General features: G+C 57.1%; 18 protein-coding genes. 13 read left to right on the top strand and 5 right to left on the bottom strand.

Going from position 1 to position 15,143, the window contains the following annotated elements; all coding sequences use genetic code 11:
• The first annotated feature begins 101 nt into the window (after positions 1-101).
• The 11 genes from coxB to GS636_RS09380 all read left to right on the top strand — a co-directional run bounded on the left by coxB (position 102) and on the right by GS636_RS09380 (position 10,061).
• Positions 102-1,013: a cytochrome c oxidase subunit II gene (coxB, locus tag GS636_RS09430; RefSeq protein WP_171669269.1), complete on the top strand. Its 912-nt coding sequence runs from the start codon at positions 102-104 to the stop codon at positions 1,011-1,013.
• A gap of 89 nt (positions 1,014-1,102) precedes the next feature.
• Positions 1,103-2,053 (top strand): heme o synthase, encoded by a 951-nt coding sequence (gene cyoE, locus GS636_RS09425; protein ID WP_171186863.1) that lies wholly within the window; start codon positions 1,103-1,105, stop codon positions 2,051-2,053.
• Positions 2,050-2,211: a hypothetical protein gene (locus GS636_RS09420; RefSeq protein WP_171177886.1), complete on the top strand. Its 162-nt coding sequence runs from the start codon at positions 2,050-2,052 to the stop codon at positions 2,209-2,211. The genes cyoE and GS636_RS09420 overlap by 4 nt, the downstream gene beginning before the upstream one ends.
• On the top strand, positions 2,211-2,786 hold the full coding sequence (locus tag GS636_RS09415) for a cytochrome c oxidase assembly protein (protein WP_171094147.1): 576 nt from the start codon (positions 2,211-2,213) through the stop codon (positions 2,784-2,786). Before GS636_RS09420 ends, GS636_RS09415 begins: the two co-directional genes overlap by 1 nt.
• A gap of 22 nt (positions 2,787-2,808) precedes the next feature.
• The gene (locus GS636_RS09410) at positions 2,809-3,624 is read left to right on the top strand and encodes a cytochrome c oxidase subunit 3 (protein ID WP_171094145.1); all 816 of its coding nucleotides are present in this window, start codon (positions 2,809-2,811) and stop codon (positions 3,622-3,624) included.
• A gap of 156 nt (positions 3,625-3,780) precedes the next feature.
• The gene (locus GS636_RS09405) at positions 3,781-4,458 is read left to right on the top strand and encodes an SURF1 family protein (protein WP_171669268.1); all 678 of its coding nucleotides are present in this window, start codon (positions 3,781-3,783) and stop codon (positions 4,456-4,458) included.
• Positions 4,455-5,843, top strand: coding sequence for a threonine synthase (gene thrC, locus GS636_RS09400; protein WP_171186860.1), 1,389 nt, complete (start codon positions 4,455-4,457; stop codon positions 5,841-5,843). Before GS636_RS09405 ends, thrC begins: the two co-directional genes overlap by 4 nt.
• The gene (locus GS636_RS09395) at positions 5,840-7,102 is read left to right on the top strand and encodes a pitrilysin family protein (RefSeq protein ID WP_171186858.1); all 1,263 of its coding nucleotides are present in this window, start codon (positions 5,840-5,842) and stop codon (positions 7,100-7,102) included. The genes thrC and GS636_RS09395 overlap by 4 nt, the downstream gene beginning before the upstream one ends.
• Positions 7,102-7,686, top strand: coding sequence for a GNAT family N-acetyltransferase (locus GS636_RS09390; RefSeq protein ID WP_171669267.1), 585 nt, complete (start codon positions 7,102-7,104; stop codon positions 7,684-7,686). Before GS636_RS09395 ends, GS636_RS09390 begins: the two co-directional genes overlap by 1 nt.
• Before the next feature lie 102 nt (positions 7,687-7,788).
• Positions 7,789-8,607 (top strand): MBL fold metallo-hydrolase, encoded by an 819-nt coding sequence (locus tag GS636_RS09385; RefSeq protein WP_171669266.1) that lies wholly within the window; start codon positions 7,789-7,791, stop codon positions 8,605-8,607.
• A gap of 38 nt (positions 8,608-8,645) precedes the next feature.
• A complete protein-coding gene (locus GS636_RS09380) occupies positions 8,646-10,061 on the top strand; it encodes an FAD-binding oxidoreductase (RefSeq protein ID WP_171669265.1) in 1,416 nt (471 codons plus the stop codon).
• 37 nt (positions 10,062-10,098) lie between these two features.
• On the opposite strand, the gene GS636_RS09375 is transcribed toward GS636_RS09380, so the two are convergent.
• Complete coding sequence (locus GS636_RS09375; RefSeq protein WP_171186853.1) at positions 10,099-10,581, bottom strand: fasciclin domain-containing protein; 483 nt, start codon at positions 10,579-10,581, stop codon at positions 10,099-10,101.
• A 170-nt stretch (positions 10,582-10,751) separates the two neighbouring features.
• A complete protein-coding gene (locus GS636_RS09370; RefSeq protein ID WP_171669264.1) occupies positions 10,752-11,291 on the bottom strand; it encodes an adenine phosphoribosyltransferase in 540 nt (179 codons plus the stop codon).
• A gap of 325 nt (positions 11,292-11,616) precedes the next feature.
• Here GS636_RS09370 and GS636_RS09365 point away from each other — a divergent pair, with 325 nt between their 5' ends.
• A complete protein-coding gene (locus tag GS636_RS09365) occupies positions 11,617-11,790 on the top strand; it encodes a hypothetical protein (protein ID WP_170384937.1) in 174 nt (57 codons plus the stop codon).
• A 7-nt stretch (positions 11,791-11,797) separates the two neighbouring features.
• Here the strand turns inward: GS636_RS09365 and GS636_RS09360 are convergent, their stop codons facing one another.
• Positions 11,798-12,427, bottom strand: a complete 630-nt coding sequence (locus GS636_RS09360; RefSeq protein WP_171186849.1) for a LysE family translocator — start codon at positions 12,425-12,427, stop codon at positions 11,798-11,800.
• A 251-nt stretch (positions 12,428-12,678) separates the two neighbouring features.
• On the opposite strand from GS636_RS09360, the gene GS636_RS09355 reads away from it, so the two are divergent.
• On the top strand, positions 12,679-13,527 hold the full coding sequence (locus GS636_RS09355) for an alpha/beta hydrolase (RefSeq protein ID WP_371808713.1): 849 nt from the start codon (positions 12,679-12,681) through the stop codon (positions 13,525-13,527).
• A 2-nt stretch (positions 13,528-13,529) separates the two neighbouring features.
• Here the strand turns inward: GS636_RS09355 and GS636_RS09350 are convergent, their stop codons facing one another.
• A complete protein-coding gene (locus GS636_RS09350; protein WP_171669263.1) occupies positions 13,530-14,402 on the bottom strand; it encodes an S-methyl-5'-thioadenosine phosphorylase in 873 nt (290 codons plus the stop codon).
• Between the two features lie 66 nt (positions 14,403-14,468).
• Positions 14,469-15,134, bottom strand: a complete 666-nt coding sequence (locus GS636_RS09345; protein ID WP_253762723.1) for a hypothetical protein — start codon at positions 15,132-15,134, stop codon at positions 14,469-14,471.
• Positions 15,135-15,143 lie beyond the last annotated feature (9 nt).

The following is a 15,143-nucleotide window of genomic DNA, read 5'->3' as shown; positions in this document are numbered from 1 at the left end:
GACGGAATATGGTTTTTAACGCGGCCAAAGACAACGGGAGAGGTGCGACCGATTCACACCTTTTCGCCAGGGACGCAAAGATCAAACGATCAGGACAGAACATGAAGAATGCTTTGATGCTTTCAGGGTTTATGACAGCCCTCTCCAGCCTTCCCGCCATGGCTCAGGAGCTTGAGATTATTGGCAAGCCGGTCGACGGCGGTATGGGCTTCCAGCCTGCGGCCACAAGCTTGGCCGATGGTATTCAGCGGCTGGACACAATGATTCTGGTGATCATCACCGTGATCTGTCTGTTTGTTGCGGGCCTGCTGCTTTACTGCATCGTACGTTACAACCAGCGTGCAAACCCGACCCCGGCGCGATTCTCGCACTATACCCCGGTCGAGATTGCCTGGACCCTCGGTCCGATCCTGATTCTGGTCTTCATTGGCGCGTTCTCGCTGCCGGTTCTGTTCAAGCAACAGGAAATTCCCGAAGGTGACATCACCATCAAAGTTGTGGGCAACCAGTGGTACTGGACCTACGAATATATCGATCACGACTTTGCGTTCGACAGCTACTTGCTGGGCCACCCGGCCACATTGGACGAAGGTGCGCGCCCTGCAGATGCGGACGTGACCCCATTTGTTCTGGATGATGCCATGCGCGCCAAGCTGGCAGATGCGGGTTACAGCGACGACGAATGGCTGCTGGCCACCGATACCGCAGTGGTCGTACCGGTTGGCAAGGTTATCGTGATGCAAGTGACCGCATCCGACGTGATTCATTCGTGGACCATCCCGTCCTTTGGCGTGAAACAGGACGGCGTGCCCGGACGTTTGGCTGAACTGTGGTTCGAAGCCGAGAAAGAAGGCGTTTACTTCGGTCAGTGTTCCGAACTCTGCGGCAAGGACCACGCCTATATGCCGATCACCGTCAAAGTGGTCAGCCAGGAAGCTTACGACGCATGGCTTCAGGGCGCGATCGACGAATATGCGGGTCTGCCGCAAAGCTATCAGGTCGCCTCGAACTAACTGAGCGACATGGGCGGGGATAACCCCTCCTTGGACATGACGCAGGCTGCGCGGGTAATCGCGCAGCTTTCGCCCCAGAAGGACCGGAAATGACCGACGCAAGCATCAATGCCAGCACTGCGACCGCCCATGCGGACGAGGCCAGCTTTGGCGATTACTTCGCTCTGCTGAAGCCGCGTGTGATGTCTCTGGTTGTCTTCACCGCGCTGGTCGGACTGCTGGCGGCACCCGTTTCCGTGCATCCTTTCGTTGGCTTTTGCGCCATTTTGTTCATTGCGATCGGCGGTGGAGCGTCTGGTGCTTTGAACATGTGGTGGGACGCAGATATCGACCGCGTGATGAAACGCACCAAGGGTCGCCCGATCCCTTCCGGCAAGGTGGAAGAGGGTGAGGCGCTGGCGCTTGGGCTGGCTCTTTCGGGCCTGTCCGTGATCATGCTGGGTCTTGCAACAAACTGGTTTGCAGGCGCGTTTCTGGGCTTCACCATTTTCTTCTACGTTGTCGTCTACACGATGTGGCTTAAGCGTTCGACGCCGCAGAACATCGTCATCGGCGGTGCCGCTGGTGCGTTCCCGCCCGTTATCGGCTGGGTTGCTGCCACCGGCTCGATGACGGTTGAGCCCTGGCTGATGTTCGCCCTGACCTTCATGTGGACTCCACCGCATTTCTGGGCGTTGGCTCTGTTCATGCGCTCGGATTATGATGACGCGGGTGTTCCGATGCTGACCGTTACACATGGCCGTCGCGCCACACGGTTTCATATCCTGGTCTACACCGCTCTGCTTGCAGTGCTGGCTGTCGGCACGGCGTTCTCGAATATCGGTGGCCCGGTTTACCTAGCGGTTGCGCTGGTGCTGAACGCCCTGTTCCTGCGCGGAGCCTGGCAAATCTCGCGGCGGACCGAAGAGGATTCCGAAGCCGATAATTTCAAGGTTGAGCGCAGCTTTTTCAAACTGTCGCTGCTCTATCTCTTCCTGCATTTCGGTGCCATTCTGGTTGAAGCTTTGCTGAAACCTTATGGCCTGGGAGGTTGGTCATGAGCCTGCGCAAGAACCATGAGCTGCATCAGCGACGCTTCAGCCGCAATCTGGGTGTTGGTCTGACACTGGCCGCATTTATCGTAATCATTTTTGGGCTGACGGTCGTAAAGGTCTCGGGCACGGATTTCGGTATGGCAACACAGGAGGTTCAGAACTGATGGCTTTGACAGGTCCGCAGAAAACGGTTGCACAGACTGTTGGCGTCGTCATCCTTATGGGCAGTCTGGCTTGGGCGGCTGTGCCATTTTATGACTGGTTCTGCCGGGTAACGGGTTTTGGCGGCACCACGGGTGTAGCTGAATCAGCGCCCGAAGACATCCTGGATCGCACCATCACCGTCCGGTTTGACGCCTCCAAGGCCAAGGGTATGGCATGGGAGTTCAAACCGATTGAGCGTGAGATGGAAGTGCGCATCGGCGAAACCGGGCTTGCCTTCTACGAAGCATACAACCCAACCGACCGGCCGATTGCGGGCCAAGCCTCTTACAACGTCGCCCCCTATTCGGCGGGTGGGTATTTCCAGAAAATCGCCTGTTTCTGCTTTGAAGAGCAGGTGCTGCAACCCGGCGAACGTGTAGAGATGCCGGTGACCTTCTTCGTCGACCCGGAACTGGTCGACGATCTTGAAGCAAAGTATGTTCATACGATCACGCTGTCGTATACATTCTACGAAATTGACCTGCCCGAGGGCTATGCCGCCCTTGAAACGCAGGCAGATACAAACACGAACTAACGCCTGTAGGTGAGGGACGCTGATGGCACACGCTAAAAACCACGATTATCACATTCTGGCCCCGTCGATCTGGCCTCTGATCGGAGCCGTTGGTGGCTTTGTGATGCTGTTCGGGGCCGTCCTTTGGATGCATGGCCTTACGCCGTGGATGTTCTGGGCCGGTCTGGTCGCGGTGCTGTACACCATGTTCGCATGGTGGTCAGAAGTGGTTGTTGAAAGCCGTCAAGGCGATCACACGCCCGTCGTCCGCATCGGTTTGCGTTATGGTTTCATCCTGTTTGTGATGTCCGAAGTGATGTTCTTCTTCGCTTGGTTCTGGTCGTTCTTCAAGCATCGCATGTATCCGATGTACGACTATGCGGGCACTGAATACATCCAGCCGGATATTCATGCGGTTGACCCCTTCCACCTGCCGCTGATCAACACTCTGGTCCTCCTGCTGTCGGGCTGTGCGATCACCTGGGCACACCACGCGCTGGTGCATGATAATGACCGCAAGGCGCTGATCAACGGTCTGGCCATCGGTATCGTACTGGGTCTGCTGTTCACCTTCCTGCAGGCCTACGAATACTACGAGCTGCTGGCCCACGAAGGCTGGGAATTCGGCGGCGATCAGTTCTATTCGAACTTCTTCATGGCAACCGGTTTCCACGGCGCGCACGTGATCATCGGGACAATCTTCCTGACGGTCTGTCTGATCCGTGCTCTTAAGGGCGACTTTACCCCCGAGAAGCATGTGGGTTTTGAGGCGGCGGCCTGGTACTGGCACTTCGTTGACGTTGTCTGGCTGTTCCTGTTCTTCGCCGTCTACATCTGGGGCCAAGCCCCGCTGATGTAATGCCGATCAGGTAATCCAATTGGAAAAGCCGCCCATTGGGGCGGCTTTTTCTCTGTTCTGGGTACAAGATTGCGCCCGATACAATTGCGTGGTTGCATTTTCGTCTGCTCCGCCCTTAACAAGACGCCGGTTCCTGCAACGAGGTCTGATCCCGCCATGCACCGCATTCTTTTCTTGCTGATCTTCGGTCTCGCCGGTCTGGGCGTGTTGCTGTCGCTTGGCATTTGGCAAGTGCAGCGTCTGTCATGGAAACAAGAGTTGCTGGCCGAGATTGAGGATCGAATTTCGGCGGATCCTGTGGATCTGCCAGCGCAGGTGTCAGAGGATGCGGACAAATATCTGCCGGTGATCGTGTCAGGTGAAATGGTTCCCGGGGAAATTCACGTGCTGGTCTCCGTGAAACAGGTTGGGGCGGGTTATCGCATCATCCAGTCTTTCAACACAGGGGATCGTACGATCCTTGTGGATCGGGGCTTCGTTCCAACAACTGCCAAAGACACTGAGCGTTTGACCGGCCCAATGGAGATTGCCGGGAATCTTCACTGGCCGGATGAGATCGACAGTTACACGCCTGAGGCGGATATCGACGCCAATATATGGTTCGCCCGTGACGTACAGAACTTGGCCGCTGCTTTGGGGGCCGAACCAGTTCTGTTGATCGCCGGGTCACAAACCGACCCGAATGTGGCGCCCTTACCGGTCGATACGGCGGGCATCCCTAATGATCACCTGCAATATGCAATCACCTGGTTTGGTCTGGCTCTGGTCTGGGCCGCTATGACCGGATACTTCCTGTGGCGCAGCCGCGCCAATTCTGAGAGTGACGCGACATGAAATACATCTCGACCCGTGGCCAAGCGCCCGAACTGACATTTGAAGAGGCGATGCTGACCGGTCTGGCCCGCGACGGCGGCCTGTACCTGCCCGCCGAGATCCCGGTGATGAGCCAAGACGAGATCGCCGCTTTGGCCGGTCTGCCCTATGAGGAAATCGCGTTCCGGGTGATGTGGCCCTATGTCAGCGGTTCGTTTGCCGAAGGTGAGTTCAAGGAAATCATAGACCGCGCCTATGAAGGCTTTGGCCACGACGCCCGCGCGCCGTTGAAGCAGTTGAACGAGAATCACTTCCTGCTGGAGCTGTTCCATGGGCCAACGCTGGCCTTCAAGGATTTCGCGATGCAGTTGATTGGTCAGCTTTTCCAAGTTGCCTTGAAACGACGCGGGGATCGCGTGACCATCGTAGGTGCAACCAGTGGTGATACAGGTTCCGCCGCCATCGAAGCTTTCCGTGGGCTGGACGCGGTGGACGTGTTCATCCTGTTTCCGCACGGCCGCGTATCCGAGGTGCAGCGCCGTCAAATGACCACGCCTGCGGACAGCAATGTGCACGCTTTGGCCGTGGATGGTGATTTTGACGATTGCCAGGCTGCGCTGAAGGACATGTTCAACGACTTCGACTTCCGCGACAGCGTGAAACTGGCGGGTGTGAACTCGATCAACTTTGCCCGCGTTCTGGCGCAGATTGTCTATTATTTCTCTGCCGCCGTCAGTCTCGGCGCGCCGCATCGCAAGGTCAGCTTCACCGTGCCGACCGGGAACTTTGGAGATATTTTCGCGGGTTATCTGGCCAAACGTATGGGCCTGCCCATCGACCGTTTGGTGGTGGCAACCAACCAGAACGACATTCTGCATCGTTGTCTGTCGGGCGAGGGGTATTTCAAGGGAGATACCATTCCCTCGATCAGCCCCTCGATGGACATTCAAGTCAGCTCGAACTTTGAGCGTGCATTGTACTACGCTTATGGCGAGGATGGCAGCGCGGTCGCTCAGTTGATGGACGAGCTCAAGAATGGCGGCTTCAACGTCAGCCAGGGCGCGATGGAGGCGCTGCGTGAGAGTTTCGACTCGGGCCGCGTATCTGAAGACGAGACGCTGGAGACGATCAAGCACACGCTGGCGCATAGTGCGGAACTGGTTTGTCCGCATACCGCCATTGGTATCAAGGTTGCGGAAGAGCACCGAGCGGCTGACGTGCCGATGATTACCCTGGCGACTGCGCACCCTGCGAAATTCCCTGCTGCGGTCGAGAAGGCGAGCGACGTGCATCCGCCTCTTCCATCCCGCATGTCTGATCTGTATGAACGTCCGGAACGGGTGACCCGCATTGCAAATGATCTGGGTGCCCTCGAGGATCATATCAAAGGGCATATCGCCGAGTGACTGTCAGACAAGACCAACTGAAGAACGGCTTTCGTATCGTCAGTGAACATATGCCGGGGCTGCAATCAGCGGCCATCGGCATCTGGGTGACCGCCGGTGGGCGGCATGAGCGGATCGAGCAAAACGGCATCGCGCATTTCCTTGAACATATGGCGTTCAAGGGAACCGAGCGTCGTTCTGCGCTGCAAATCGCTGAAGCGATCGAGGATGTGGGTGGCTATATCAACGCCTATACTTCGCGCGAGGTGACGGCCTACTACGCGCGTGTTCTCAAGGACGACGTCGCGCTGGCCATGGATGTGATCGGCGACATCGTTCTTAACCCGGTTTTCGATCCGCGTGAGATCGAGGTCGAGCGTGGGGTGATCCTGCAAGAAATCGGTCAGGCCTATGACACGCCAGACGATGTGATCTTTGACTGGCTGCAAGAGCAGAGCTATCACGACCAACCCTTGGGCCGCACTATTTTGGGGCCAACTGAAAAGGTCAGTGCGTTCTCGCGCGAGGATCTGTCAGGCTTTGTAGCCGAGCATTACGGCCCCGAGCAGATGATCCTGTCGGCTGCCGGTGCCGTGGATCACGATGCGCTGATGAAAATGGCCGAAGAGATGTTTGGCCATCTGCAACCGCGCAAGGGCCTGATCCCGGACGCTGCACGGTTCACCGGGGGTGAGGCACGGCAAGAGAAAGAGTTGGAGCAGGCGCACTTTGCCCTGGCGCTGGAAAGCCCCGGGTACCGCGACGATGCGATTTATACGGCGCAGATTTATTCGACGGCTTTGGGCGGCGGCATGTCCTCACGCTTGTTCCAGGAGGTGAGAGAAACGCGCGGGCTGTGCTACACAATCTTTGCTCAGACCGGTGCTTACGCTGATACTGGTACAACCACGATTTATGCGGGAACCTCGGCGGATCAGGTTGGTGAGTTGGCGACGATCACCATTGATGAGATGAAGCGCGCGGCCGAGGACATGAGCGCAGAAGAGGTCGCCCGTGCCCGCGCCCAGATGAAGGCAGGGATGTTGATGGGACTGGAAAGCCCATCGAACCGGGCCGAACGTTTGGCGCGGTTGGTGCAGATTTGGGGTAGGGTGCCCTCGCTTGAGGATACCGTTGCCAAGATCGATGCGGTCGGCACCGAAGATGTGAGAGCATTTGCAGAAACCATGGCTGTACAGGCTCCGGCAGCTCTGGCGCTTTATGGGCCTGTGTCTGGTGCGCCGAGCTTGACCGAACTGCAGGAGAGGCGGGCGGCGTGATGCTGTTGGGCAGACGCAAGCTGAAACTCGAAACCGCGCGGCTCAGCATGCGCCCGCCTGTACATTCCGATTTCAATACCTGGTCCGCACTGCGGCGGTCTTCAAAAGACTATCTGACGCCGTGGGAGCCTGTCTGGGCCAGCGATCATCTAAGCCGCAAGTCTTTTACAAATCGGGTGTATTGGGCACAGCGTTCGGTCGCCAGTGGCACTGCGATACCGCTGTTCCTGTTTCGTCGCGAGGATGACGTTCTGGTGGGGGCCATCACGCTGGACAATATAAGGCGTGGTCCCGCTCAGGCGGGTACTCTGGGATATTGGACCGGTCAGGCATTTGCCCGGCAGGGATACATGCGTGAAGCAATTGGAGCCATGGTTCATCACGCCTTTACCCGACTGGATCTGAGCCGGATCGAAGCGGCCTGCTTGCCAGAAAACCGGGCGTCGCGCGGGTTGCTGGAAAGCTCGGGCTTCAAATACGAGGGAGTGGCGCAGTCCTATCTGCAGATCAACGGTCGGTGGCGGACACATGTTTTGTATGCCAGCCTGCGATCCGACCGGCGCGGGAAAACCGACGCGGGGTAGGGGGCTCTGCCCCCGTCGCGGCTTGCCGCGCCTCCCCCGAGGTATTTTTAGCCAGATGAACAAGGGGCATGACTCGGGCGCGTTCTGCGCTACACTTGGATTATGCGCTGGTTGGTTGCGGCATTGATGGTGATTTCGGGCGGGGCTGCGGCGCAGGAGCGGCGGCCGAGCCATTGCATTGCTATCGCTGATGCAGCGCCGGGTATTGAATACCTTCACAAAGCGGCTTGGCAGGATTCAGTGCCGGAATTTTCCGTGCGGATCAGCTATATCGCTCACGCGTCCTTTCTGATCCAGACGCGGGGCGGATTGAATGCCGTCACGGATTTTACAGGGTTCATCGGCAGCGCAGATTTGATCCCCGATGTTGTGACGATGAACCATGCCCACAGCACACATTGGACCGCCCATCCCGACCCGGCGATCCCGCATGTTCTGCCGGGATGGGGAGAGTTCGGGCAGGGCATTGAGCATCATCTTGATCTGGGTGAGATGCTTGTGCGGAATGTTTCCACCGATATCCGGTCAGTCTATGGCGGGGTCGAGGAACGCGGAAACTCGATCTTTGTGTTCGAGATCGAGGGTCTGTGTATCGGTCATCTGGGTCATTTGCATCATGTGCCATCAGACGAACAGTTTGCCGCTTTGGGGCGGCTGGATGTGGTCATGGCTGCGGTTGATGGGGGGACCACGATGCCCTTGCCGGACATGATCTCGGTTTTGAAGCGGCTGAAGAGTTCGGTGATTATTCCGATGCATTGGTTCTCGGGGTTCTCGCTGGATCGGTTTCTGGTCGATATTCGAGATACATTTCCAGTTGAACGCGAGGGGGTTTCAGAACTCACCGTTTCCCTGAGGGATCTGCCAGACCGACCGACTGTAATTGTTCTGGAACCGCAGTATCTGATTGATCTGGAATAGGACTTGCCGCAGCCGCGTTGCTTGGGCATTGAAAACGTATGAGTTTGAATTCCGCCGATGCCCGTTTTGCTGCGCTGATCCGTTCGACATTGGGCGAAGATATCCTGCGCCCCGTAGAAGATCGGTATCTGGAAGAACCACGCGGGCGGTTCGCTGGCCAGATCGGTGTGTTGGCAGTTCCCCGAAACACTGAAGCGGTTGCCGCGTTGGTGCGGTTGGCTGCAGAGGAGCGGGTGCCGGTTGTCCCTTATGGCGGCGGCACAGGTCTGGTAGGCGGGCAGGTGATCTCGGACGGCCCGCCACCTTTGCTGATCTCTATGGAGCGCATGATAGCCATTCGGTCTGTGTTTCCGACTGAAAACACTCTGATCGCCGAAGCCGGTGCTATTCTGCAAGACGTTCAAGTGGCGGCTGAGGAAGTGGATCGGCTGTTTCCACTGTCATTGGCGGCGCAGGGGTCCTGCCGGATCGGGGGCAATCTGTCGACCAATGCCGGGGGCGTAAACGTACTCCGCTATGGCAACGCGCGCGATCTGTGTCTGGGGCTTGAGGCTGTGCTGCCCAATGGTGAGATCTTGCATGGGCTCAGCCGATTGCGGAAGGACAACACCGGCTACGACCTGCGCGATCTTCTGATCGGGGCCGAGGGCACATTGGGCATCATCACGGCCGCGTCCCTCAAACTGTTTCCAAAGCCTGCAGTTCAGGGCACGGCCATGTTTCAGGTGGCTTCACCCGAGGCGGCCATTGACCTGCTGGCGCTGGCACGGGATCAGGTAGGCGAGACTGTCAGCACTTTTGAACTGATCCACCGGCAAGGGTTTGATTTCCTGTCAGAGGTTCTTCCAGACGTCCGCCAACCGTTCAGCGCCCGCCCAGAGTGGTGCGTATTGATCGAGCTGGGTCTGGCCGCTGGTCAATCATCTTCAGATGCTTTGGAGACTCTTTATGTTTCTGCCGAAGATCGTGGGCAAGTTCTGGACGGGGTGATTTCGCAAAGCGAAGCCCAACGCGCCGATCTTTGGGCGGTACGCGAACGCATCCCTGAGGCCAATCGTCTGATTGGTTCGGTTTCGAGCCATGATATTTCGGTTCCGATTTCCAGAATTCCTGACTTCATTCGCGAAGGTGGAAAGATGATCGCTGAACTCGGCCCGTATCGGATCAATTGCTTTGGGCACCTTGGGGATGGCAACCTTCATTACAATGTATTTCCACCCAACGGGCGCAGTCGATCAGAATTTGAAGATCAACGCGGTGTCATCAAACAAGCGGTGCATGATCTGGTTGACGCCTATGACGGCTCGGTCAGTGCGGAACATGGGGTGGGGCGCCTGAAGACCGACGACCTTGAGCGTTATGGCGATCCGGTCAAGCTGAGTGCGATGCGGGCCATCAAGGCAGCTTTGGATCCGCTGGGTATCATGAACCCCGGTGCGGTCCTGAAAATGTGAACACGGCCCACACCAGGGGCCGTGTCCGACGATCGATTTACGACGCAGGCAGGATCACCTTGTCGATCACATGGATCACGCCGTTCTTGGTTTCGATGTCGGCCTGAACGACGTTCGCGTCATTGACCATAACACCAGAGTCCAGATCGATTGTGATATCGCCGCCCTGTACGGTTGCGGCGGTCATGTCGTCGCTCAGATCACCTGACATGACCTTACCCGGCACCACATGGTAGGTCAGGATGGCAACCAGTTGATCCTTGTTTTCAGGCTTCAGCAGGTTTTCAACAGTGCCTTCAGGCAAAGCCGCAAACGCGTCATCTGTTGGGGCGAACACTGTGAACGGGCCTTCGCCTTTCAGCGTGTCCACCAGTTCGGCGGCCTGCACAGCGGCAACAAGTGTTTCAAAGCTGCCAGCGGCAACAGCTGTGTCGACAATGTCTTTGCCGTGACCATCGGCCAAAGCAGTTGTGCTGAACAGGATAGAGGCGACACCGGCGGCGGCGAATTTGCGGAACATATGCTAATCTCCCTAGGTTGAAATGCTTCACGCAGCATCACCCGAGTTACGCGGTAGCCTCACAGCAAGATCACTTGTTTTGTTCCAACTTGCGACTTGATCAACAAACAAGCCGCGCTAAGCCAGCGCGGCTTTTGGTTTCCAGTCACGTTTTTGTGAAGTTCTTTCGATCAGAGCCCTTCAAATTCGCACAGAACGTGCACATCCATGCCCATGTCTTCAAGAACTTTACGGCCTCCCAACTCTGGAAGGTCGATGATGAAGGCGCATGAGATTATTTCGCCGCCAAGCCGCTCGATCAGCTTGATACCGGCCGCCGCCGTGCCGCCTGTGGCCAGCAGATCATCGACCACCAGTATCTTTTCGCCGGGTTGAATGGCATCGTCGTGGATTTCGACAATCGCCTCACCGTATTCAAGCTTGTAGTCTTGGCTGATTGTGGTTCCGGGCAGTTTGCCTTTTTTGCGGATCGGCACAAAGCCAACGCTTAGCTGATGTGCAATCGCACCGCCCAGGATAAATCCCCGCGCTTCAAGCCCGACCACCTTGTCGATCCGCTCACCAGCGTAGGGGTGCAGCATCTGGTCGATCGCCATCCGAAACCCGCGCGGGTCGGCAAAAAGGGTTGTCACATCGCGAAACATGATCCCTTCGTGGGGGAAATCGACGATGGTTCGGATGTAATCTTTGACAGATTTATTTCTGGACATGGGCCAACCCTTTTAGCGTCAAAACACGCAAAGGTGTTTGGCCCATCATAGGGCACCATGCAAGGTGCCATTCCGGCGCACTGTCAGGAGCGGCGGGTCACAATAGCTTTCGGCAGGCTTTTGTAGCGGTACAGCGTGGCGGGCAACCAAGACAGGTGCGGTTTGCGCCAATTGCGTTGATCTCGCAATAGAAATGCCTGAGCAGTATGAAGGTTCATTGCCATATTCCTTTTATTGTTGTTAAGTGCCCGATAACGACAATCACTATGCTATGTATATACAATGCATCGCCTAAAATTGCAAGATGATGTTGGGGACAGTGCGCGTGGCTAAGAAAGACGGCAAGGGATCGACCAAGAAAAACAGTCAACTGGTCCTGCGCTTGGACAAAGATGAGCGCGACGCTTTTGTCGAACTGTGCAAAGAGCTGGACACGTCAGCCGCGCGCGAAATCCGCCGGTTTATTCGTGGTTTCATGAAAGAACACGCCGAGGACTAAGCGCGCCTCAGGCCGGGCGGCGCAGAACAGCCGTCGCGACCCCCATTCCGATCAAAGTCAGCCCACCAAATCGCGTCATTGCCGTGATAACGCTGGCACGTCCAATCACGCGGCGAAGCCGGTCGGCCAGCAGCGCATAGGCCAACGCGTTCAGCCAGGCCAGCCCTACGAATGTCGCGATCAGGATAACGAATTGGGGACCCAGCGGATCGGCTGGGCGCAGGAACTGCGGAACAAAGGCGATGAAAAAGGCGATGGATTTCGGGTTCAGTGCGGTCACCGCAGCGGCGTGCCCAAACACGTTGCGCGCCGTTACATCGTTGTCGGTATCGACCGCGTTCAGCCCGCCGGATGGTGCGCTTCGCAGCAGTTTGATCCCAAGCCAGACCAAATAGGCTGCCCCGATCCATTTGAGCACTGAAAACAAGGTGGCGGATGCCAGCACCAGCGCGCCCAACCCCAACAGTGAGGCGGTCATCGCGATAAGATCCCCCACCGCGACTCCGGTTGCCGAGGCCACAGCAACGCTGCGGCCTTTGGACAGCGCATAGCTAAGCACAAGCAACACGGTTGGGCCGGGGATCAGCAGCAAAGCGGTGGACGCGGCGACAAAAGCCAGCCAGAGTTCAAGCGACATGGGGTCTCCTGTAGAGGTGTCGTCACACCAAGCCCTTGTATGATGCCAACGTCAAGTCTCTGCCTTGATCGTTTAGCTGTTTTTGAGGCGGCAAGATCGAGCACCTGTGCGTTTCTCGCATCTGAATCGCAAAGCTGATGGATTTGAGCAGTGTGACAACGGCTTGAAGTTTAGATGAAGCTTTGCTCATTCATCTTGAAACGGTCCTGAACCTGCCCAGACTAAAGGGTATAACTTCGCAGGAGGCAAAGGTGCAGATCCAAAGTACAGATGCCAATACGATGAGGCGGATCAATCGCATCAAACGGTTGCTGCTTGGCCTCTTGTTGGCCGGGGGCGTCGTGTATGGGGTCATCGTCGGATACATGTACTTCAACCAGCAATCGCTGCTTTACAAGCCAGACGGTGAATTGCCTGATCCAGCCTCGGTTTCTTTGGCGGATATCGATGTGCTTTCAATGCCTATGTCCGATGGTACGGTTCTGACGGCTTGGGCCGCACCGGCAGCCGTCGAAGGTGCCCCGACCGTATTGTTTTTTCATGGCCAGAGCGGCAATCTGAGCGATCGCGCGGATCGGTTCCGAGAGATACTGAACAGCGGCTACGGGCTACTGGCTCCCAGCTATCGCGGGTTTCCCGGCAGCGCAGGCGCGCCGTCCGAGGCGGGTTTGATCTCGGACGGATTAGAGTTGTTTGACCAATTGCACAGCGCCGGAGAGCCAGTTGTTCTACATGGCCAAAGTCTTGGTACAGGAGTGGCTTCGGCGGTTGCAGTACAAAAGCCCGAGGCCGAGATGCTGGTGCTGGAAGCGCCGTTTACAGCGACCGTGGATGTGGCAGCTGAACGTTACCCTTGGTTGCCCGTATCGGCCCTGATGCGCGACCAGTTCGCCACCCGAGACATCATCGACGCGATCGAGGTGCCGACATTGATCTTCCACGGCACCGACGATCAGACCGTTCCCGTTCATCACGGAGAACGGCTTGCCGACATGGGTGGTGAAAGGGTGGAGTTCTTCTCGGTTCCCGACGGAACCCACAATGACTTGTGGTCACATGGTCTGTGGCAAACTGTTCAGGACCGTTTGCCACAAAGGTAACGTCAGAGAATGCGTCCTGCCACTGCGTCCAGCTTGGCTAACAGCGCAGGGTCGCGTTTATCGGGGGCAGTCAGGATCGCGTATTCCAAGGCCCTGTCACAGCCATGCGGGCAAGGTTCTCGCTCAGCCCCCAGCAATGCAGGCAGACCCTTGACCAAAGCACGACCCTTGTCTGCGTTGCCGGTCAGCGTGGCGATGATGGCGGTCACGTCAACCTCACCATGGTCCGGGTGCCAGCTGTCATAATCCGTGACCATCGCGACCGAGGCGTAACAAAGCTCGGCCTCGCGGGCGAGTTTGGCTTCGGGCATGTTGGTCATGCCAATCACATCACAGCCCCAATGCTCGCGATACATCTTGGATTCTGCTAGGGATGAGAACTGAGGCCCCTCCATCGCCAGATAGGTGCCGCCACGATGGATGTTGATGCCTGCGGCTTTGCCTGCTGTTTCGCAGGCGTCTGACAGGCGCGGACAAGTCGGATGCGCCACGCTGACATGAGCCACACAGCCACTTCCGAAAAAGCTCTTATCCCTTGCAAAAGTCCGGTCGATGAACTGATCGACAATCACGAAGTCGCCGGGTGCCATATGCTCGCGAAACGATCCGCAGGCTGAAACCGAGATCACATCCGTCACGCCAAGCCGCTTTAACGCGTCGATATTGGCGCGATAGGGCACATCGGTTGGCGAATGCACGTGGCCGCGCCCATGACGCGGCAGAAAGGCCATATCGACACCGTCTAATGAACCGGTCAGGATCTGGTCCGATGGTGTTCCCCAAGGAGTCTCAACCTCGACCCATTCCGCATTTTCCAGCCCGTCGATCTCATAAATGCCTGATCCGCCAATAACGGCAATCTTGGTTTGGGTCAAAGTCCTGCTCCACGTATTGAATTGCTGTTGAACTTTTGCGGGTTGGGGGGGCTTTTGACAAGGGGGCTAATCCTGTTTCGGTAACAGGTTGCGCAGACGGGACTGTGTCTTGAAATCAGCCCAGGCTGTGCCGAATGTTTCCAGTGGCCAGGTTAAGTCCTGCGGTTGCCCATGCCTGTCACGAAATACAAAGCGATACGCGTCCCCGGCCAGCATGGCATCTAACAGGTCTTCGGCACGCTGATCTTCGAAGGTGCAGCCAAGCCCGGTCAGGCAACCGGGGCGCCGCGTGCGCCAGATGGTTTCATTACCCTTGTCGATGCGAAACCCGGACGGATTGAAAAGGGTGCCGGGTTCCATTCCGAATTCCACCTTGAAGCCTTCGACCTCTGGTGTGATGAAAACGAACTGTGCCGCAAATTTCGGTCTTAGCGAAAACACCTCTGCCCGTCGGATGTAACACCGCTGCTTCAACGCCCCGTGTTCTTCGCGTTCGTCGCAGATCGAATTCCATATCCCGAAAATCTCATGGTGGGTGACCCGCCAATTCCCGGCCGTGTCGTTACCTTCCAGATCCTGGGCCAAAGCGGGCAGGGCTGAGACGAGAAAGATCATGATCCAACGCATGACCACACTGTTGGTTGGTGAAGCGTAGACCTGCAAGTCACGTTGCCGCGAGGCCGAGGTATGCATCAAGCACATGGCTGCATCCCGCTTGATGCGGTAGCTCAACACCCTTGT

The organism is Ruegeria sp. HKCCD4884 (assembly GCF_013110855.1).
Taxonomy (GTDB): domain Bacteria; phylum Pseudomonadota; class Alphaproteobacteria; order Rhodobacterales; family Rhodobacteraceae; genus Ruegeria.
The sequence above is the reverse complement of the archived record's forward strand: the minus strand, read 5'-3'. Positions and strand labels throughout refer to the sequence as shown.